Below are 20323 nucleotides of genomic sequence, written 5' to 3'. Positions count from 1 at the left end.
ATAGCCAATCATAAACTCTTCTCTCTCTTATCCCCCAATTAACTCAATCAACAAATAACTAACCTCTTAATCCAAAATCTCCCCTATCGGCTGACCTGTGGCGCCATTTGGAAGTCGAGTGCCGAGCATGATGGAAAGTGTAGGCGCGATATCTGTGACGGTCGCATATCTTGAACTTTTGCCTGGCTTGATATTCCAGCCCATAAACACAATCGGCACGTGGGTATCATATGTGTAGCCTGTACCATGGGTGGTTCCTTTGTAGGAACTGCTCAACCAAGCTGGTTCCAAGATCAAAAGCAAGTCTCCGGAAGCCTTATGATTGTAGCCCATCTGGAGAAGTGACTTTTTGCCTTGGGTGTATTCATGAATCCTCATATCTGTAGCGGTATACACTTCCTTGATTCCTTCAAAACCAAGTAAGAAGTCAGCCAATGCTCTTTGGATCACTTCTACACTTACTCCTTTCTCCTTGGCCAATTCATGGTTGATAAATACTTGCTCGTTGGAAAAGCTGGAGATCCAATTGCCCTCTCCAAACTTCTGTGAAGTAAAACCTCGCATCTGCGTCAGGATAAATCTGTTGTTGAAATTTCCAGCAGGTACTTGCTCAGATTTCATATAATCCACAATATCTGCCACCGCATGGTCTGCTGTCAAAAACACCAAATATTCACCAATTCCATATTCCTCATCTAAATACTTAAAAAAAGCCTCCAACTCTCTATCCAACCTGAGGTAGTTATCTTCCAACTCTACTGCTGTAGGGCCAAATCTATGACCAATGTAATCTGGAGATGAAAAACTCACGGCCAGGAAGTCTGTCTCCCCTCTTTTGCCCAACTGTTCTCCCTCAATGGCCGCATAAGCCATGTCTAATGTGAGCGTGTTGCCAAATGGAGTAGTAGAAATCAGGCCATACTCCCCATTATTTTCCATCAATGCCTTCAGGTCATAAGGAAAAGCCGTATTATCCTTTCCTATAAAAGGCCCTTCAAAATCATTGTCATCTGCAATACTTTGCACATACGTCTCTATTGGGAAAAGTGGCTCCCATGTACCTGAAAGATACTTCTCCGCCAATTTTTTAGCATTGAAAGCCTTGACCCAAGCTGGGAGTTCTTCATAATAATAACTCGATGTCATAAACTCCCCAACCTTACTATCAAACCAATAAGCATCGCCCAAATGTCCCGCTGGAAGCGAAGCACCTCTATCCTTGATTGCAATACCCACTACCTTGGATCTTTTATTGGTGGCAAATCTGAGCTCATCTGTAATGGTAGTGGAGTACATGTTTCTAGGGGAGATCTTGCCATTACCTGCTGTACCGCCTACCGCAGTCACAGTGCTGTCCTCCGCACAATAGATACTTCTCCCCAAACTCCTCACATACCAATTGTTTGCGATGATGCCATGTGTCGCTGGAGTTGCTCCTGTATAAACAGACGCATGCCCTGGGCCAGTGTAAGTAGGAATATAATTATAATGACCATTGGTCATCATGAAACCATCATTCATCAAGCGCTTAAATCCTCCCTCAGTGTACCTTTCTTGGAATTTATAAAAATACTCCTGACGCATCTGATCCACTACAATACCTACAACCAGCTTTGGCTTATTCTCTTTGGAGGATACTTGAGCCTGTACAGGCATTAAAAACAGAAAACTTAGGATCGCTACGAGCAAATTTTTTAACATGATGATTTGATTTTGATTATTCCAGATGCAAAGATAAGGATTCAATATGAAGTCAAAGTCACCATTTTATTAAATAAAGGAAATACTGGATTATTGGTATTAATAAAAGTCTTAAACTAAATAATATAATCACCTAATCTTTTGATATTCAAATAATGCTTCTATATTTGTAGAATAACCTCTACACATACAGAATATGAACCTATCAAATGCAGAAGAACAGCTTATGAATATCATCTGGCAAAAAGAAAAAGTATTTATGAAGGATATTTTAGAAGCTTATGATGAACCGAAGCCGGCCAATACGACCATTGCCACCCTGCTCAAAAGGTTGCAAGAAAAACAAGCTATCGCATTCAAAGTGTTTGGCAATTCTAGGGAATATTATCCTTTGATTGCCAAATCAGATTATTTTGGCTCCAAATTAAACTTGTTAATAAAAAACTTTTTCAATGACTCCCCATCGCAATTTGCATCGTTTTTTACCACAGAAACTAATCTTTCGGAGAAACAATTGGAGTCGCTCAAATCAATCATTGATGAACAAATTAAATCCAAGAAATCATGATGCTCTACCTCATCAAAGCAGCGGTATTGATGACGCTTTTCCTAATGATATACCAGCTGTTCCTTGCCAAGATTAATACTTTCCAGTTCAATAGGTTTTATTTATTGTTGAGTCTTGTTTTCTCTTTGACTGCATCAATTATCATACTGCCAATAAATATCCTCAAGCTTCCAGATATCAATAAGAACCTCGAGAAAATATTTCAATCAGAACAGGGCCTTTTGGATGAAGCCATAGTCTCAGCCAAAACCGAATCATTAACCCTCGATAAAGCCGCGCCAAATACAACCAAGCAAAGCGCCCCCACTCAACTTAATAAAAAATCCTATTTCAGCTTAACAAGCATTTTAAAGCTTAGCTATTTCACAGGCGCCTCCATTTTCTTCTTAATTTTTCTGATCAAAATCTTAAGCTTATCACGGCTTATCCAATCCAATGAACACATCAAAGAAAAAGGCTTAAATTATGTTTTACTAGAAAAGGATACACTTCCCTTTGTCTTTTTAAACTATTTCTTTGTTCCTAAAAAGACTTTTCAAGAAAAGACTTTGGAAAAGGAAATCTATATCCATGAAATGGCTCATATCAAACAAAAACACAGTCTTGATATACTGTTTGTTGAGGCGCTAAAAATCGTCTTTTGGTTTAATCCTGCCATTTGGCTTTACAAAAAGGTCATACAACTGAATCATGAATACCTTGCTGACAAAGCAGTGAATGATCAATTAAACAATGAAAATTCCTATCAATTGCTTCTGCTCTCCAAAATAGCCCAGCAGTCAACTGCATTCAGTTTGAGCAGTTATATCAATTATTCCATCACCAAAAACAGATTGAAAATGATGACTATCAAAACAGATAAAGTAAAATCCATTTTTCTCAGATCCTGCACTGCTGCCTTGAGCATGATTGTGCTTCTTTGCTTTACCTCTTCAGTGCCAAGTTTTCAAATGTCCCATATGCTGACGTTTGACCCCTCTTCTGAAAAATACGAGCGCACAATAAAAGAGGCTTTGAAATATAATGACCCTTATGTACTGGAATTGAAAAACCTAGATATTCAAAACTTGAAATCAGCTTATGATCAAATGAGTGAGGAAGAAAGAGAAAATGTCAGTGAATTTCCATTTCTAAGTCCCGAAACATTTCCAAAGCTTATGGAACTATATCAGGCATCGGATAAAATTAATGTTACCTTTCACTATAGTAGACCTATCACTAAGAAATCCATCAAAGCAGAAGTTTGGGACTATTGGCAAGAAAGCAAAAAAATAGATTATGAAATTGATGATGTTGAAATCGGCTCTGAGATAGGAAACTATTCAAAAGAGGACTTTGCTCTCTATCAAGTCATAGAGATCGAATCTAAAGGATTATTGAAAAAGCCAGAGTACCTCGTAAAACTTACCACACACGATTATTACCAGAAAAAATATATTGAGGTGAAAAAAGAATTAAATACCATACAAGCGGATTATCCATCTGGAGACAATTTGAATATCTTTTATTTTATGAGAAAAGCCTCATTTTCAGTTAACTCAAAAGAAGTAAAACATTTCCCGAATGAAACAGAATTATTCAGTGAACTAATCTTACAAGGACTTTTACTTCATGAAAAAAAAGAGTACAAGTCTGGCCCTCATCATATAGAAGGTCCTTTTGTACCTACTACATTAACTAGAAATGAAGAAAAAATAAGTGTGAATATTTTCAAGAATTCGGAGCCTAAACTCAATTTTTGACCAGTGGCTTCCTCTTTTTGATAAATCAAGCGTATATTTCATTTCCATTATAGCTAAAAACCAAAAAATGAAACGAAATACGCTTTATTTATCATTTTGCATCCTGATTTCTCTGGCTTTCTCTATACCAAGCTTCGCACAATCTTGGTTTGATGATGGACTGAGCCCTGAATTCCATCAAGGTCGAAGAGACTTGCTTCGCGAAAAGATGCCTGAAAATGCTGTAGCAGTATTTTTCAACAATCCTGTCAAGAACAGGTCAAACGACACTGAATTTGAATACAGACCCAATTCTGACTTCTATTACTTGACAGGTTTCAGAGAGCCAAATGCTGCTTTGATTATTTTCAAAACCCCTCAAAATATCGCTGGGGAAATGGTTTCTGAAATGATCTTTGTACAACCAAGAGATCCCAGTAGAGAGCAATGGGACGGAGAGCGCTTGGGTATCGAAGGTGTAAAAGACAAACTCAAAATCAAACACACCTATTTGAATACAGACTTTTTGAAAAAACCAGCGGTAGATTTTGACAAGTTTTCACAGACACTTTCTTTCAATCTACCTGAGATAGAAGGTGGTAGACACAATGCCACGCTCAGGGCAATGGTGGATGCTTTCAAAGCAGTAAACCCAAGCCCTGCTAGACCTGCAGACCAGATTTTGAGTCAAATCATGAATCAAATGCGCGGCATCAAAACTGCCGAAGAAATTGAAATCTTAAGGAAAGCAGTAGCCATTTCAGGCCATGGCCACATCGAATCCTTTAAATCCATCAAACCGGGAGTTTCCGAAAGAGCTATCCAAGGTGTGCATGAATTTGTACACAAAGCCATGGGAGCAGAATACGTTGGCTATGGTTCCATCGCTGGAGCTGGCAATAATTCTACTATCCTCCATTATGTGTACAATAGCGTAAGAGACTTGCAAGAAGGTGTAATCCTGATGGACATTGGGGCAGAGTACAGAGGCTACTCCGGTGATATCACCCGAACAGTCCCAGTAAAAGGCAAATTCTCTCCTGAAGAAAAAGCCATATATGAAATCGTCCTCAAGGCACTAGAAGAATCCACCAAAGCCAGCAAGCCCGGTGCTGATTTCAGGACTTTAGGTCAGATATCAAAGGAAATCATCGATGCAGGACTTGCTGACCTAGGCATTATCAAAAAAGGACAAAACCACAGATATCTCCCGCATGGAGTAAGTCATCATTTGGGGCTAGATGTGCATGACCGTGGTGGCTATGGCCCACTAGAACCTGGCATGGTATTCACAATTGAGCCAGGCATCTACATCCCCGAAGGCTCCGATTGCGATCCGAAATGGTGGGGAATAGGTATTCGAATCGAAGACAATATCCTGATCACCGAGAATGGCCATGAAAACTTAAGTGAATTTGTTCCTCGCAGCGTAGCTGATATTGAGAAGGTCATGCAAGAAGAAGGGATTTTGCAGAAGCTAATGAAGTCAATGGAGTAAATAGCTCACAGATTTCGCAGATTACCCAGATTTAGTTTGGATAAAATCTTCCATCTGAGTCAAGTGCTAGTTGCTACCCTGCATAAAAACAAAAACCGCTGAATCTTAATCATTCAGCGGTTTTTTTAATCTAATATTAATGATATTCAAAAAGCTCAATCACCCTCCTTCATCCTTGTCACCTAATAATAGTTAATACTTTTCTTTTTGAAATTAAGAAGTTCAACCCCTTCGGGGTTGTTGTATTTACACCTACTATCTTTATTCCCCGCATTTCATACGGGGCTCCGCCACGGCGGACAAGTATTGAAAGTTTAACCCTGTCTGACGCCAGGCAGGCCCATTCGGGGTTATTGTCAACGTCATCAAACTTCACCTCCAAGTTGAAGCCCAGCTCTCCACCACAGCAAGTTATTCAAGATTCAACCTTACCTGCAGTAGACAGGTACTTCGGAGCTGATTGCATCATCTCTTCAATCTAAAATTTACAATCCCACCTTTTCATCCTTCATCCCTCATCCTTTAAATTCCTCAATCATCCTTTCCTCAATCCTTTTTCTTCAAATCCCCTCTCTTGATCGACTGAATAAACTGTGACCAAGCAAATGGATCTAGCAACCTGAAAGGTCTAGGGCCGTACCGGTCTTGGATTTGCATAATTTGACCTTGTTGGAATCCACGGAAGTTTTCATTACCCGATGCTGGCATATTCTCTGCATAGCGAAGCAAGGTCTCTGGACTCAAGCTTCCCCTGGTATCTACAGTCATCGGCGCATCATAATTCATCGCCAATATCGCTCTTTTGAATTCATCCTCGGATGGATAGGGCATGACCTCGATTTCAGCAAGGGCAATTTCGTCTTCTTGCATGGTGACGATCAAACTGATTTTGTCATCTGCTACATTATCTGGCACACTGAATACCTGTCTTTTCAAACCTATAAAACTAAAAACCACTGAATCACCTTCTAATACTGGCATGGAGAAATACCCAAATCGACCAGAACTTGTTCCTCTACCCTTTTTGGGCACATAAACATTGACTCCGGGTACTGCGTCGGTACTATCGGCATTGAGGATGATTCCAGACAGTTGGATGACTTTTCTCTCCTGTTGGTCTTGCGCTTGGGTAGGCTTGAATACTAAGACCAAACAAAACAAAATAAGAAAAGAGGCTATATTTTTTATAATTGAGTCCAAATTTTATCGTTTTATTTTATTTACGACCTGAAATAGGCTAAGTTTAAACCACGGTATAATATTAGCCTATTTTCGGCTGATTTACTTAATTTCAAACCGAATTTCTCTGTTAAAAGTTATTAATGAGACTTAAGAATATCAGCTTGAGCTACGGGATGCGGATTTTCAAGGCACTCTCGGAAGAGCCTAGGGTGAGAATACTCCATTTGCTAATGCAAAACAAAGAGCTTTCAATCTCTGATTTGGAGCATATCCTTGATTTTACCCAAACCAAAACCAGCCGCCACTTGATATACCTCAAAAATGCAGGTCTAGTCGGCAGCCGAAGAGTAGACCAGTGGACTTTTTATTACATCTTAGACGAAGCCATAGAAATCATTCAGCAAGTTTTTAAGTTTATACAAAAAGACATCAACCTGATCAAAGATCAGGAAGTGTATCATATCCTATTTTCAAACCGGGAGTTGGCCATCAACAAGATCCAAAACAATCCCTACCGCAAGTAAATCCAGTGAAAAAATACCAACACATCTTCTTCGACCTAGACCATACGCTCTGGGACTATGACCGCAATGTCCAAGAATCACTTTCTGAACTCTATGATGTATTCCAATTGGCAAAGTTGGGCATCGCTGGTCCGCAAGATTTTATTCAAGCCTTCTACAATGTCAACTTCAAACTTTGGGCACTCTATGATGTCGGTAAGATCGACAAAGAGGGACTTAGAGCCACGAGGTTCAAGCTGGTCTTCGAGAATGCTGGTGTAGACCCCGACTCAGTACCTGTTGGGCTTGAGCCTGACTTCATGCATAGGACGTCTACCAAGCAATACCTTTTCCCATATGCTTTGGAGATTTTGGACTACCTCAAGCCAAAATATCCCATGCACATCATTACCAATGGCTTCAATGAAAGCCAATCCAAAAAATTGAATGCATCTGGACTGAGCCCTTACTTTGAGCTGATCGTCACTTCAGAGACTACGGGTCACAAAAAGCCTGACCCGAGAATCTTCCAATATGCGCTAGACAACTTGGGAATCAATAATCAGGATGTCATCATGATCGGAGACAATCCTAATTCAGATATTCTCGGTGCCATCAATGCAAATATTGATCAAGTATATTTTGACCCACATGGCAAAGGAATTGACATGAAGCCAACTCATACGATCAAGCATTTGAAAGAATTGGAGAAATTATTGTGATAAAAAACTAAAATTACATTAGTTTTAGAGCAATAAAGTTCAAATACATGAAAAAATATTTAATTGTTCTATTTTTATTATTCTCTTTTACTTCCTTTTCAGCATATAGCCAACACTACGATATCGGAATCCATGGGGGTGTTTTTACACCAATAGATTTTTGGTATTATGTAGATGGAGAGGTAGGAGCTAGCACCGGAATCAAATTCAATTACCACTTCAATGAAAAACTTTCCCTATCCTCAAATTATCTCCATGGTAAATTTCACTTTTCACCAGCTGGAGCAGAGGAAAGAATCAATGGTCAACGTTTCGGAAAGGAAAAGTCTCGAGTGAGCTTCAATGCCGTTTCTTTTATTTTTTTAAGGAAATTCAAATTGAAAAATAAATGGGAGTTTCATGCAGGAACTGGTATCGGTTACTTCTTGGAGCACTGGGAAGGAGAAAAGAATTATTTATCTGGAAAAAAAGATTTCAAAAGAGATTTCACCATGCCTCTGGAATTGAATCTTAACAAACCTTTGAATGACCAAATCATCATTGGGATAAAAACAGGTGCATTTCTTACACCTTTTTATACTTTTGGGGGGTTCCATGTAGGCCCAGAGTTTAGCTTTAGATTTTAAATTTTACCTCCTATGAAAAAATATCTTTTATGTTTCCTTTTATTCCAGGCCGTGATGATAAGTAGTTCAGCTCAAAATTTAGATTTGAGTCTTGGTTTTGGGAGTTACAGAGTACCAAACCAAGTTGAATATGAACTACCAAAAATGGGCTTCAATATGAATTTTGGTATGTTATTTCAAATAAATGACAATTGGGAAATGGGCACAGCCATCAATCATTCGGTATTTAACTATGAAAAAGCATCTTTAGCAAATACACCACTTTCTTTTGGAAACTTTATCACCTCTGCAACAGTGATTACTGACCATCTATATTTTACATTTAGAAGAAAAGTAAAGCTCCCTCTAAAATTAGAAGGAAGTGTTGGACTTGGACTTGGTGGGTTTGTAGAAAAAGACGAATATTATGCAGCACAAAATTTTGATGAAGAAAGAGGACTTTACACTGGGTTATCTTGGGTAAGAGATACCAAAGTGGGTCTTCATTTCCCAGTAACCTACAGTATAAAGAAAATCTTGGCCAATAAAGTCCATCTAGGCATAGAGGGAGGTCTCTTTTTAGATAGCAAGCTCAATACAAGAGGAATTTTTATTGGCCCGAAAGCTGGTATTTTTCTCTAAAATGCATATCCAATCGAAATCTGTGGAACGAAAAGTTCGGCAGGATCGCCAGTAAAAAACGGAGTAAAACCTGCTCTCCACAAAAAACCAGAAGAGCTTACCCTTCTAAATCCAACAATTCCATTGAAAATCAATCCACTGCCTGAAAATCGAGGGTCTGAACTTGCGGCAGATGCATTGGTTTGTGCCAATAAAACCACAGTGGCACCTAAGCCAAGTTCCAAAAAGCCCTTTCGCTTTCCTAGTAAATAATTGGCCGCAAAAGGAATTGTAGTAACCCTTACACCATCTATCGCGGTATATCCCAAGCCAACTTTAGCTCCTAATCCATTAGCTTGATCTTTGAATCTCCAATCATAGTTGAAAGAGTAAATAATTCCAGACCCCAACCCTTCTAGATAAATCGCCTCTCTTTTCGAGTCATTTTGACTGATTCCAGACAATGGCCATGAAAAAATAAAAACCGAGACTAACAATAAAACCTTCCTTAAATACATGGGAGTAAAACTAAATAAATATTCTACAAACTCCCTCCTATTTCTGATAAATTCATGTTTTATGTCAAAGAGTTAATTATAAAACATGACCGTCTATTTCATAGAATTTACAAGCGAGATAAAAGAACCCTATAAAAAAGGCATTCCAAGCCACATTGCTTATATTTGTCACATTCAGAAATCACATAAACTCAAATCATATGCTTAAAGGTTTTTTCAATGTACCGGAACCTAAAAATGAACCGGTAAAATCTTATGCGCCGGGCTCACCGGAAAGAATAGAACTTCAAAAAACACTCAAAGAATTCAGAGCTCAGCAAGTAGATGTTCCGATGTATATCGGTTCTGAGGAAGTGAGAACAGGCAAAAAGAAGCCCATGTCTCCCCCACACGACCATCAGCACGTACTGGGTTACTTTCACGAAGGTGACAGATCTCATGTAGAACAAGCGATCAATGCTGCTTTGGGAGCAAAAGAAGCCTGGGAATCCATGGAATGGGAACAAAGAGCCGCCATCTTCTTAAAAGCTGCTGACCTACTAGCTGGTCCTTACAGAGCAAAAATCAATGCAGCAACCATGCTTGGGCAGTCAAAAAATGCCTTCCAGGCAGAAATTGATTCAGCTTGTGAGTTTATCGACTTCCTTAGATTCAACGTCAAATACATGACAGAGATCTATGGGCAGCAACCACCTGTATCTGGTGATGGAGTATGGAACAGAGTAGAACAAAGACCTTTAGAAGGTTTTGTGTTCGCATTGACTCCATTCAACTTTACTGCCATCGCAGGTAATCTACCTACTTCAGCTGCCATGATGGGCAATACAGTAGTTTGGAAACCTGCCTATACGCAAATCTACTCAGCCAAAGTCTTGATGGATGTATTCAAGGAAGCCGGTGTACCTGATGGTGTGATCAACTTGATCTATGTAGATGGCCCTACCACTGGGGAAGTGATATTCAATCACCCTGATTTTGCGGGAATCCACTTTACAGGCTCCACCGGCGTATTCCAAAATATCTGGAAAACCATCGGTAACAATATCTATAAATACAAATCATACCCAAGAATCGTCGGAGAAACAGGTGGAAAAGACTTTGTAATCGCACACAAGTCCGCCAATCCAAAAGCTGTAGCCGTGGGACTTTCCAGAGGAGCCTTCGAGTTCCAAGGACAGAAGTGTTCGGCAGCTTCAAGAGCTTACATTCCAAGCAACCTATGGGGTGATGTAAAAAAATACTTGCTTGAAGACCTCGCTTCCATGAAAATGGGGCCAACAGAAGACTTTACCAACTTCATCAATGCAGTCATTGACGAGAAAGCTTTTGATAAGATCTCCAAATACATCACCGATGCCAAAGCAGCAGATGGTGTAGAAGTGATCGCCGGTGGAAACTTCGACAAATCTAAAGGTTACTTCATCGAACCTACTGTCTTGGTGGTAACAGACCCGATGTACACGACCATGCAAGAAGAAATCTTCGGTCCAGTATTGACGATCTATGTGTACAATGCTGAGCATTTCGAAGAAGCATTGGAATTGGTAGATCAAACTTCTCCTTATGCCTTGACTGGCGCAATTTTCTCAACAGACAGGTATGCTATTGAATTGGCTACTCAAAAATTGAGAAATGCAGCGGGCAACTTCTACATCAATGACAAACCAACAGGTGCTGTGGTAGGTCAACAGCCATTTGGAGGAGCAAGAGCTTCAGGAACTAATGACAAAGCAGGCTCCATGATCAACTTGCTCAGATGGGTTTCTCCTAGAACAATCAAAGAAACTTTCGTATCTCCAGTGGATTACAAATATCCATTCCTTGGTGAAGATAAATAGATAGCTGATAAGTTTTTGTCATCGCGAGATCTTGAGAGGTAGAGAGTGATATATACTGCGCGATATACATAGATATAAGCCTTCGGCGATATATTTGGGTGCAGGTAAAAATAAAGCTTAATCTTAAAAACAGGTTATCTTAAATCTTGAATCTAAGAATAACAACCACGAAGTGCCCGCCTGCTGTAGGCAGGGTTAAACCTTAATTAGCCCCGGGTTGCTACCCGGGGATCAAAGTAAGAGATGGATAGGACAACCCCGAATGGGGTTGAACTAAATATCGGTTAGTAACCAAAAGCAATATCAATAAAAACAAAACACCCTAAGAAATAAATCTTAGGGTGTTTTTTTGTGCGTTTGTTTTTAAAACTATATATTTAAAAATTATTTTTACTTAATACCACTCAGCCATGAAAAAACTCATTTTCCTCTCAATGCTTATTCTATTTTCATTTTGTTCCGAGAAAGAATCCTTGATAAAGACTGCAAATCTATCAGAACTTGAAAATGGGTATGTGGTTATTTTCAAACCAAATGACAGCAATATTCTAAAAATTAATAAAACAGTAAATGATAACAGAAATAAATTTTTTGTCAATGAGTTAATCAACAAATACGAGCTATTTGATTTCGAATCAGGTCAAAGAACGTTTTCTTACCAAATTCCAAATGATGGTCCTGAAGCCATGAAAGGTGGAATGAATGGTTCATCAGTTCTTTCTTCAAGTACTTATGCCGTGTTTAACCAATCCGGATATTTTCATCTTTATGAAAATGGGAAATTACATCATTCTCAAAAAATACCCATATCAGAAATTTCCAATGATAAATTTATTCAAATCTCAAAAGAATCTGGAAATCTAATACAAACTGGAAAAGGCACTTATCAAATAATCTTTAACCCTTTTGAATTGATGACCGTAAAAGGTGGATTTAATATAGATTTTCGGTCTTGGGTCGTGGAATTGGATTTAGAAAATGGAATCCAATGCATTTCAGACCTTAAGTCACCTTTTGACGAGAGTTATTCTGATAGCCCAACGGCTACACTTTCTCTAGGGGTTGAGAACACTCAAAATAAAGAGTTCTGGTATATGTTTGCTTTATCTGATTCAATTTATCAAATCAAAGACTGTAAGGTTGTTCAAAAAATCAAAGTGAATAATGGACAAAACTTCACTTATTTTCCAGACTTGGTTAAAAGAAATGGAATGAGTGCACAATGGAATCCAAACCCAAAAAGTCATAGAAACATTAAGCTTTTATACGATAACAACATTGAAAAATATCTCCGAATAGTTGGACTGCCAAAGAATTTGAGTGAGGATGAACTCCAAGCTATGGATGTCAGAAATTCTTCTAAGCTAGAAAAAGACTATCAAATTTTGATTTATGATATAAATTGGACTTTAGAAGCCATTTTAGATTTTAAGATACCAAATGATAATTCTTTGGAAAGCTGTTTTGTTGATGATGGTATATTTTACATTAATCAACCCAATCAAAAATCCGAAGACGAATATGTATTAATGAAATATAATCTTAATAGAGTTTTTAAATAATAAAAAAACAAGGAAAAATTTTGCTTAAACCATCTAGGTAAGTATTTTTAGTTTTCTCAACTTACTTTTAATCAAGATGAATCAGAATTTAACTTTCGCGTGGGTGATTACTTTGACCATCCTAACAGCATGTAGCAGTGACAAAGACGCCACTACGACTTTCCAAACTCTCAATATCACAGCTGCGGAAATCAAACCCATGGATGAAATCATTGAAGCTATAGAGTTTATCCCCTTTATCATTCCAGATGAAAACCCACTGAAACTTTCCTATAATCAAGCATTCATACTAGAAGATGAGCACCTTTACTTTTCTACGGGTGACTATCAGGATGCTTCTATTCACGTATTTGATAAGAGTGGCAAGTACCTCAAAACATTCATAAAGCAAGGCAATGGACCTGAAGAGTATCCATTTCTCAATGGCTTGGATTGGTATGATGGCAAAATCGCCATTTGGGACCAAAGAGGATCTGCCAAGCTGTATGACAAAGAGACTTTTGAGTTTATGGGAACCAAAACAATGGAGGGCTTAGAAATCCCCTTTATCCCTGACTTCAAAAAAATCGATCAAGATCGATGGCTGATTGTCTCTGATCTAGGGTATGAAAACGATGCAAACAATCAGTATCATCCATTCTACCTGTTCAACGAGGCCAACAAAGAAAAAGAGGCGCTTTATCCAAAAGCATGGGAGGTGACATCCAACTTGGTTGAGGGACAAATAGGAGCACTATCTGATAACTCCTTTGCGCTAAATTTTGGTGCATCAGATACTATATACCACTTTCAAGATAGCATCAGACCTTTGGTTGCGCTCAATCTAGCCGACAACAACCTCCCCGTCTCCATCCGATCAGACGCTGATGAATTTTTTGAAACAGTGATCACCAATCAAAAATTCAGCTTCAACGTGGGGGCGCTTACGACCGCAGGAGACATGATTAGAATATTGATTTTTGGCATCAAAAAGAATGAAGCAATTGACGAAGATGATTTATCTAGCTTCCCGATTTATAATTTATACATCCATTACCCAAGTATGAAATATCACTTGGCCAATGCCTTCGGTTCCTCAATCAATGGAAAAGGGTATAGCAAAGATGGTTACTATTATGAGGTACTCTATCCTGAAGCTGTTGAAGCTGCAGTAAAGTCGAAAATTTTTGGGAAATATAACGATAAACTCGAAGCTGCAATTGGACAACTCAATGATGAGGAAGACCCTATCCTGTTGAAATACAAGATCAAACCATGAAATACAGTCTTCTATCCTTTCGGCTTGTATTGATAGGCGCAGTTGCTTTCTCTTGTACTCAAAAAAGTACAGACATGACCATGTCTTACCAAGGGGAACTAAAAGCTTACATCCAAGACACGCTGTATTTGGAAAAAGACCTTGAAACCAAATCCTTACCTCAACTATTCACCTACCAAAAAAGTGGAGCTGCTGAATTTTTATTGGGGTTTGTGGGCAGCAGCTTGCTGAAATATGACTACAGCTCAGGAGCATTGGTAGAGAAAGTTACTTTTGAAAAAGAAGGTCCAGATGGGATAGGTAGATTTATCGCAGGCAACTTGATCACAAAAGATGGTATATTTTTTATTTCAGATCAGAAGCAAATCATTCAAACAGACTTGAGTGGAAAAGTGATTCAAAAAATCCCACTTCCAGATCTTCCTAGTGATAGAATGGCAGCTAACTTCAATGCTTTCTCTAGCCTGATGCATTGGAATGAAGCAAATAAAAGATTGATCGTGACAGATGTCCCATTTGTTTTAAAAGAACCTTTACTCGCCTACAAAGATTGGGTTTGGACGTTTGATTTTAAGGAAAATAGCGCTGAGCCTATCGTGAAGTTCAACTTCCCTAAAACATACCAAGATCATTTGGATGACCCCGAGTTAGGGGTATACTATCATACTTACGATTCAAGCTCTGATCAACATTTGATAGGTTTTCCTGTCACAGATTCACTCCTAATATCCAAAAACGGTAAGCAATCTTGGGTCTATGCAGGAAGCAGACACCCATTGATCTTTCAGAAAGGAAAAACTGAAAGCAGAGGAGAATATACAGTATTCCAACCATCCAATGAAACTAGCCGATACAAGTCCCTGATGGTGGATAATTACCAAAAACTGATTTTACGCCATCTGATCATCTCTCAGGAAGTCGTTGAGAAGCAATTCAATTCCAAAAATAGTTTTATCCTGCTGAATCTCGACTTGGAATACTTAGGAGAACTAGATTTTTCTACTGCTGATTTTGCTCCGAGGGGTTTCGCTTCACCTTCAGGCTTCTACCTCAAGCTCCAAAATCAAGCATCTGATGACAGAGAAGCGTACGTAAGGCTTACTTTTTAAACTTGATCCAATTCGAAACTTTTGTCGTCTATTCTATTAAAATAATAAGCTAAAATTTTATCCCTATCCATAATTCTCTTTAGAATGATTATTTAAATTCTGGTGATTTCCTATGCTTGGTAGCTTGTTCATAAGCAAAACTGGCTTTGATCAAGGTAGGCTCGTCAAACATACGCCCCAACAACTGAATTCCTGCATGCCAGATTTGACATTGGATAAAAGCACGATTTTGAGTACATTCAGTTCTTATTATTGAATATCAATACAATTCTCCACCCTACCAACAAACCCTATGAAAAAATCATCGATTACACTTCTGGTTCTGTCCATTTTCCTTTTGCAATGTACAACAACAACGCAAAATGAAAGAATATCAACCGATGCTTACCTAGACTTCTCCAATCGTGACGATCAGTTTGAAGGAGGAATAAAAATGATCCCTATCACCACACCCAAGGGTAAATTCAAAGTATGGACAAAACGGGTTGGTAACAACCCAAAAATGAAAGTACTTTTACTTCATGGAGGCCCTGGAATGACGCATGAATTGTACTCCTGCTTCGATGGATATTTCCCTGCTGAGGGAATAGAATTCATCTATTACGACCAATTAGGCTCTTATTATTCTGATCAACCTGAAGACCAAGAATTATGGACCATAGACCGATTTGTGGATGAAGTCGATCAAGTAAGAGCCGCGCTGGGATTGAACCAGGATAATTTCTACCTTTTTGGTCAATCTTGGGGAGGTATGCTCGCTATGGAATATGCACTCAAGCACCAAGACAAACTCAAAGGGCTGATCATTTCCAATATGATGGCTAGTCTAGATGAATATGAAAAATACGCCAAAGAAGTGCTCGGGCCTCAAATGCCAAAAGAAGTTTTTCAGGAAATCTTAAGAATAGAAGAAGAAGAAGATTTTGATAATCCAAACTACGAAGCACTTCTAATGGAGCATCATTACCAATACCACGTATTGCGCATGCCACTTGATGAATGGCCAGAAGCTGTCATCAGGTCACTCACCCATGTAAACCCAAACATCTACGTGTATATGCAGGGACATTCTGAATTTGGCATCACAGCAGGAGCAACGCTCAAAGGTTGGGATAGAAGAGCAGATCTCAAAAACATCTCAGTACCTACCCTAGTCATAGGTGCAGGCCATGACACCATGGACCCCAAGCACATGGAATGGATGGCTACAGAAGTCCAGGATGGGAAATACTTGTTTTGTCCAGATGGTAGTCATTTAGCTCAGTATGATGATCAAAAAGTATTCTTCGAGGGGCTAATCAAGTTCATTAAAGATGTAGACTCTAGAGGTAAGTAAATCTCAAAAAGCAACAAACCTTTGGGGTTTTTGAAACCCCAAAGGTTAAATAGTTTTGTAATCATGCCTAATCACAAAAAATTCAATTTCTTCGTTTTTTTGATTTCTTTAGGTCAATATCTCAGATTCAATCTTCATCATCTTCCTCCGGAAGTAAATAAAATACATCTCCACATTGTACAAAATCAACTTCCTTGACACCACCTTCCTGACTTTTTGAAAAATACCGATAGACACCCTCATCATCTGGTTCGGCCTCTCTCATAATAGACCAAAGTCTAGTCCTGCCATCTTCCAGCAACTCCCTATAAGTAAAAACCCCAGTTTTCTTATTTCTCCTTACGTCTTGATCTATTACATACGAAAGCTGATTCCCAAATTCATCGGTCTCTTTCAAAAAAACAGTGCATGGCCCATCCAAGCTTTCAAACTCGGTACAAGCACTCACGAACAAAACCCATAATGCAAAAATTATTACTCTTTTCATTTTCCCCTTACTTAACTCTTTCAAAATTAGAAAATTGCCTTGAAAATCAATTAGAATTTGAATTTTCTTAGCCTATAAAACATAAAACACCGCCTAGTGATCTCTCTAGACGGTGTTTTGTATTCTATTATTGCTACTTCTTGATTTGATTTTGCTTTTTATATTATGGCTCTAGTGCTGCCACGCCAGGTAACACCTTTCCCTCCATGTGCTCCAATAAGGCGCCTCCACCTGTAGAAACATAGGATACTTTATCAGTAAAGCCAAACTTATTTACAGCTGCGGCAGAATCCCCACCACCGATCAAAGAGAAAGCGCCATTTTGAGTAGCCTCGGCAACTGCCTCTGCAATAGCTACAGTACCGTGCACAAAGCTGCTCATCTCAAATACACCCATTGGCCCATTCCAAAGAATGGTTTTGGAATTTTTGACAACTTCTGCAAACTGCTTTCTGGTCTCAGGCCCGATATCCAAGCCCATCCAACCATCAGGAATCTCACCGCTCACAGCCAGTCCCTGCTCAGCATCATTAGCAAAAGCTTTAGAAGTAACTGTGTCCACTGGAAGAATTAAATTCACTCCTTTGGATTTGGCCTTATTCATCAGTTCCAATACATAATCTAACTTATCGGCTTCACATAAGGAATCACCAATTTGCCCTCCCTGTGCCTTGGCAAAAGTGTAAGACATACCTCCTCCGATGATTAGGTTGTCCACTTTATCCAAAAGCCTCTCAATGATCAAAATTTTGTCAGAGATCTTCGCTCCACCCATGATGGCAGTATAGGGTCTTTGCGGCTCTTCCATCACTTTATCCGCATTTTCCAATTCTGACTTCAACAAATACCCACTTACTTTGGTATCAAAAAACTTGGCAATCACCGCAGTTGAAGCATGGGCTCTATGAGCCGTTCCAAATGCGTCATTGACATATACATCACCCAGGGAAGCTAGCTTTTTAGCAAAATCCTCGTCTCCTTTTTCTTCTTCTTTATAAAACCTAAGGTTCTCTAACAATAAAATCTCACCTGGCTTCAAACCTGCAGCGAGCTGCTGTGCTTCCTGCCCAATACAGTCTGGAGCAAATTTCACAGAAGTTCCAGACAGTTTTTGTAATTCAGAAATTACGTGGCGAAGAGAATACTTATCTGTTGGACCATCTTTAGGTCTACCCAAGTGCGACATCAAAATTACAGATCCACCGTCCTTTAGGATCTTTTGAATGGTAGGTATAGCTGCTGAGATCCTCGTTGCATCTGATACATTTTGATGTTCATCCAAAGGCACATTGAAATCCACTCTGATTAAGGCTCTTTTTCCTGAAAAATCTAGGTTATCTACGCTTTTTATTCTTTTGTTCATGATTAATGGTTTTATAAGGTTTTTTAGATTTTGAGTTCTATGCTTGTACCGAAGCTCTTTTGAGTCGGTCATTGATGGCTTTACCCAATCCTTCGTTGGGCATAAGCTCTGATAAAATTACGGAAACATCCATGCTATCCAAAATTCGCATGGCTGAGAATAGATTTTTAGCAGCTTCTTTCATATCTCCTCTTGGGCTGAGGATAATTTTATTTCTTTCCGCTACTTGGGAGAGATCTTGCTGGAAAGTCATGATCGCAAAATCTAGTCCTTTCTGCTGATAGCGCTCAACCAACTCCTCTATATCTCCAAGAATAAAAGGTTTGCTTGGCGCATAGTGACTTTTCAATAAGCCTGGAGCTTTAGGGTTGCTAGATGAATGGGACATGACTTGTACTGGGCCTACGATATGCTCGATCAGAGCCAAATCTAACCCTCCCAATCTAAATACAGTCACCTCACCCTCCTCTAAGCCAACAATGGTACTTTCCAAACCTACTTCACAAAGCCCCCCATCCAAGATGTATTGTATTTTCTTTCCCAATTGATCATTGACATGTGATGCTTGGGTTGGGCTGATGTAGCCAAAGGGATTGGCGCTAGGGGCAGCAAGTGGATAGTCTAAAGAAGTCAACAAGGACCTAGTCAATGGATGAGAAGGAATCCGTACGGCTACAGTCTCCAACCCACTCGTCACCAAATCAGGTACGTTTGACTTTCTTGGCAACAATAAAGTCAATGGACCAGGCCAAAAAGCATCTGCTAGCTCCCTGAGAACTTCGGGAACATCTAACACGAAATCATAGACCTTATCCAAACTAGAAGTATGAAGAATCAATGGATCAAAGCTCGGCCTATTTTTGGTTTCAAAGATTTTGGCTACTGCATCTGATTGTAGGGCATTGCCCGCCAGGCCATAGACTGTCTCTGTAGGAATCCCCACCAGTTCGCCTGCATCTAAAATTGCTTTGGCTTTGATGATATCTTTCCCAATCTCAGCCATTAGTCTTGACAAAAGTCATCTACCCAGGTTTGAGCTTCTTCGTATCCAAGGCTTAGGGCCATTTTCAGATTGGCACATCCTTCTTCTTTCTGACCCAAGGCACTCATTTGCGTCACACCCAACAAGTAGTATGCTGGTCCATTATTGCTATCCAAATTGATCGCATTGATCAAAGACTCCATTCCACCCAGCGGATCATTGTTTCCAAGCTGTGCTTTTCCTCTATTGAATTGCACCAAAGCTTGGTTTGGATTGGCTTGTAGGGATATATCAAAATCCATGATGGCATCTTCATATTCTTCTAATGCCAAAAGTGCCAGGCCACGATTGTAATAAATATCCAATTGCTGGGGATCTAGGCCGTTGGCGAAATTATAATCTCTAATCGCTTCTTTGTATGCTTTTTTCTCCAAGTAGGCGTTGCCCCTGTTAAAAAATGGCTTGTAAGAGCTAGAGTCTAATCTGATCGATGTAGTAAAAGCGACTATAGCTTCATCAAATTTCCCTTGTTGAAAATATGCAACTCCCTTTGCATTATGGGCTGAGGTATTGGACTCATTTTTCTCAATCACCCTATCAAAATAACCAATGGCTTTGCTATACTCACTAGCTTCCAATTGGGCGACACCCTGATCAAACAACTCCTGCTCACTTGCACCACATGCTCCCATAACGGTCAGAATTAACAATCCTATCAATAAATGCTTCACGTCTTTTAGATTTTTTGG

Annotated in this window: 19 protein-coding genes; 12 read left to right on the top strand and 7 right to left on the bottom strand. The window is 39.3% G+C overall.

Annotation, left to right across the window (positions count from 1 at the left end):
* Window positions 1-66: 66 nt before the first annotated feature.
* Entirely contained in the window at window positions 67-1656 is a 1590-nt protein-coding gene (pafA, locus tag BW935_RS07810; protein ID WP_245802666.1) for an alkaline phosphatase PafA, read from the bottom strand.
* A gap of 241 nt (window positions 1657-1897) precedes the next feature.
* Between pafA and BW935_RS07805 the strand changes: the two genes are divergently transcribed.
* The 3 genes from BW935_RS07805 to BW935_RS07795 all read left to right on the top strand — a co-directional run bounded on the left by BW935_RS07805 (window position 1898) and on the right by BW935_RS07795 (window position 5488).
* On the top strand, window positions 1898-2269 hold the full coding sequence (locus BW935_RS07805; protein WP_076500266.1) for a BlaI/MecI/CopY family transcriptional regulator: 372 nt from the start codon (window positions 1898-1900) through the stop codon (window positions 2267-2269).
* Complete coding sequence (locus tag BW935_RS07800) at window positions 2266-4011, top strand: M56 family metallopeptidase (protein ID WP_076500263.1); 1746 nt, start codon at window positions 2266-2268, stop codon at window positions 4009-4011. Before BW935_RS07805 ends, BW935_RS07800 begins: the two co-directional genes overlap by 4 nt.
* A gap of 67 nt (window positions 4012-4078) precedes the next feature.
* A complete protein-coding gene (locus tag BW935_RS07795; protein ID WP_076500260.1) occupies window positions 4079-5488 on the top strand; it encodes an aminopeptidase P N-terminal domain-containing protein in 1410 nt (469 codons plus the stop codon).
* Between the two features lie 546 nt (window positions 5489-6034).
* Here the strand turns inward: BW935_RS07795 and BW935_RS07790 are convergent.
* Window positions 6035-6652, bottom strand: coding sequence for a carboxypeptidase-like regulatory domain-containing protein (locus BW935_RS07790; protein WP_245802665.1), 618 nt, complete (start codon window positions 6650-6652; stop codon window positions 6035-6037).
* Between the two features lie 158 nt (window positions 6653-6810).
* Between BW935_RS07790 and BW935_RS07785 the strand changes: the two genes are divergently transcribed.
* The 4 genes from BW935_RS07785 to BW935_RS07770 are packed head-to-tail and all read left to right on the top strand — an operon-like array spanning window position 6811 to window position 9142.
* Window positions 6811-7194, top strand: coding sequence for an ArsR/SmtB family transcription factor (locus BW935_RS07785; protein WP_076500258.1), 384 nt, complete (start codon window positions 6811-6813; stop codon window positions 7192-7194).
* A gap of 5 nt (window positions 7195-7199) precedes the next feature.
* The gene (locus BW935_RS07780) at window positions 7200-7895 is read left to right on the top strand and encodes a YjjG family noncanonical pyrimidine nucleotidase (protein ID WP_076500255.1); all 696 of its coding nucleotides are present in this window, start codon (window positions 7200-7202) and stop codon (window positions 7893-7895) included.
* A 47-nt stretch (window positions 7896-7942) separates the two neighbouring features.
* Window positions 7943-8521, top strand: a complete 579-nt coding sequence (locus BW935_RS07775) for a hypothetical protein (RefSeq protein WP_076500252.1) — start codon at window positions 7943-7945, stop codon at window positions 8519-8521.
* A gap of 12 nt (window positions 8522-8533) precedes the next feature.
* Window positions 8534-9142, top strand: a complete 609-nt coding sequence (locus BW935_RS07770; protein WP_076500240.1) for a hypothetical protein — start codon at window positions 8534-8536, stop codon at window positions 9140-9142.
* On the opposite strand, the gene BW935_RS07765 is transcribed toward BW935_RS07770, so the two are convergent.
* On the bottom strand, window positions 9139-9639 hold the full coding sequence (locus BW935_RS07765; protein WP_076500237.1) for a hypothetical protein: 501 nt from the start codon (window positions 9637-9639) through the stop codon (window positions 9139-9141). The genes BW935_RS07770 and BW935_RS07765 overlap by 4 nt on opposite strands.
* Before the next feature lie 200 nt (window positions 9640-9839).
* On the opposite strand from BW935_RS07765, the gene pruA reads away from it, so the two are divergent.
* The 5 genes from pruA to BW935_RS07740 all read left to right on the top strand — a co-directional run bounded on the left by pruA (window position 9840) and on the right by BW935_RS07740 (window position 16742).
* Entirely contained in the window at window positions 9840-11477 is a 1638-nt protein-coding gene (gene pruA, locus BW935_RS07760; protein WP_076500234.1) for an L-glutamate gamma-semialdehyde dehydrogenase, read from the top strand.
* A 410-nt stretch (window positions 11478-11887) separates the two neighbouring features.
* Window positions 11888-13039: a hypothetical protein gene (locus BW935_RS07755; RefSeq protein ID WP_076500231.1), complete on the top strand. Its 1152-nt coding sequence runs from the start codon at window positions 11888-11890 to the stop codon at window positions 13037-13039.
* A 76-nt stretch (window positions 13040-13115) separates the two neighbouring features.
* Complete coding sequence (locus tag BW935_RS07750) at window positions 13116-14297, top strand: 6-bladed beta-propeller (protein ID WP_076500229.1); 1182 nt, start codon at window positions 13116-13118, stop codon at window positions 14295-14297.
* Window positions 14294-15406 carry a DUF4221 family protein gene (locus BW935_RS07745; protein ID WP_076500227.1) on the top strand — a complete coding sequence of 371 codons (1113 nt, stop codon included), beginning with the start codon at window positions 14294-14296 and terminating at the stop codon, window positions 15404-15406. The genes BW935_RS07750 and BW935_RS07745 overlap by 4 nt, the downstream gene beginning before the upstream one ends.
* Before the next feature lie 292 nt (window positions 15407-15698).
* Window positions 15699-16742, top strand: a complete 1044-nt coding sequence (locus tag BW935_RS07740; protein ID WP_076500225.1) for a proline iminopeptidase-family hydrolase — start codon at window positions 15699-15701, stop codon at window positions 16740-16742.
* A 127-nt stretch (window positions 16743-16869) separates the two neighbouring features.
* Here BW935_RS07740 and BW935_RS07735 read toward each other — a convergent pair whose 3' ends face one another.
* The 4 genes from BW935_RS07735 to BW935_RS07720 all read right to left on the bottom strand — a co-directional run bounded on the left by BW935_RS07735 (window position 16870) and on the right by BW935_RS07720 (window position 20266).
* Window positions 16870-17229, bottom strand: a complete 360-nt coding sequence (locus BW935_RS07735; RefSeq protein WP_076500223.1) for a hypothetical protein — start codon at window positions 17227-17229, stop codon at window positions 16870-16872.
* Between the two features lie 163 nt (window positions 17230-17392).
* Window positions 17393-18592: a phosphoglycerate kinase gene (locus tag BW935_RS07730; protein WP_076500221.1), complete on the bottom strand. Its 1200-nt coding sequence runs from the start codon at window positions 18590-18592 to the stop codon at window positions 17393-17395.
* 37 nt (window positions 18593-18629) lie between these two features.
* Window positions 18630-19595 carry an L-threonylcarbamoyladenylate synthase gene (locus tag BW935_RS07725; RefSeq protein ID WP_076500219.1) on the bottom strand — a complete coding sequence of 322 codons (966 nt, stop codon included), beginning with the start codon at window positions 19593-19595 and terminating at the stop codon, window positions 18630-18632.
* Window positions 19595-20266, bottom strand: coding sequence for a tetratricopeptide repeat protein (locus BW935_RS07720; RefSeq protein ID WP_076500217.1), 672 nt, complete (start codon window positions 20264-20266; stop codon window positions 19595-19597). Before BW935_RS07720 ends, BW935_RS07725 begins: the two co-directional genes overlap by 1 nt.
* Window positions 20267-20323 lie beyond the last annotated feature (57 nt).

This window comes from Belliella pelovolcani (assembly GCF_900156785.1).
Classification (GTDB): Bacteria; Bacteroidota; Bacteroidia; order Cytophagales; family Cyclobacteriaceae; genus Belliella; species Belliella pelovolcani.
Note: the sequence above shows the minus strand (reverse complement) of the source record. Positions and strands in the feature narration are given on the sequence as shown.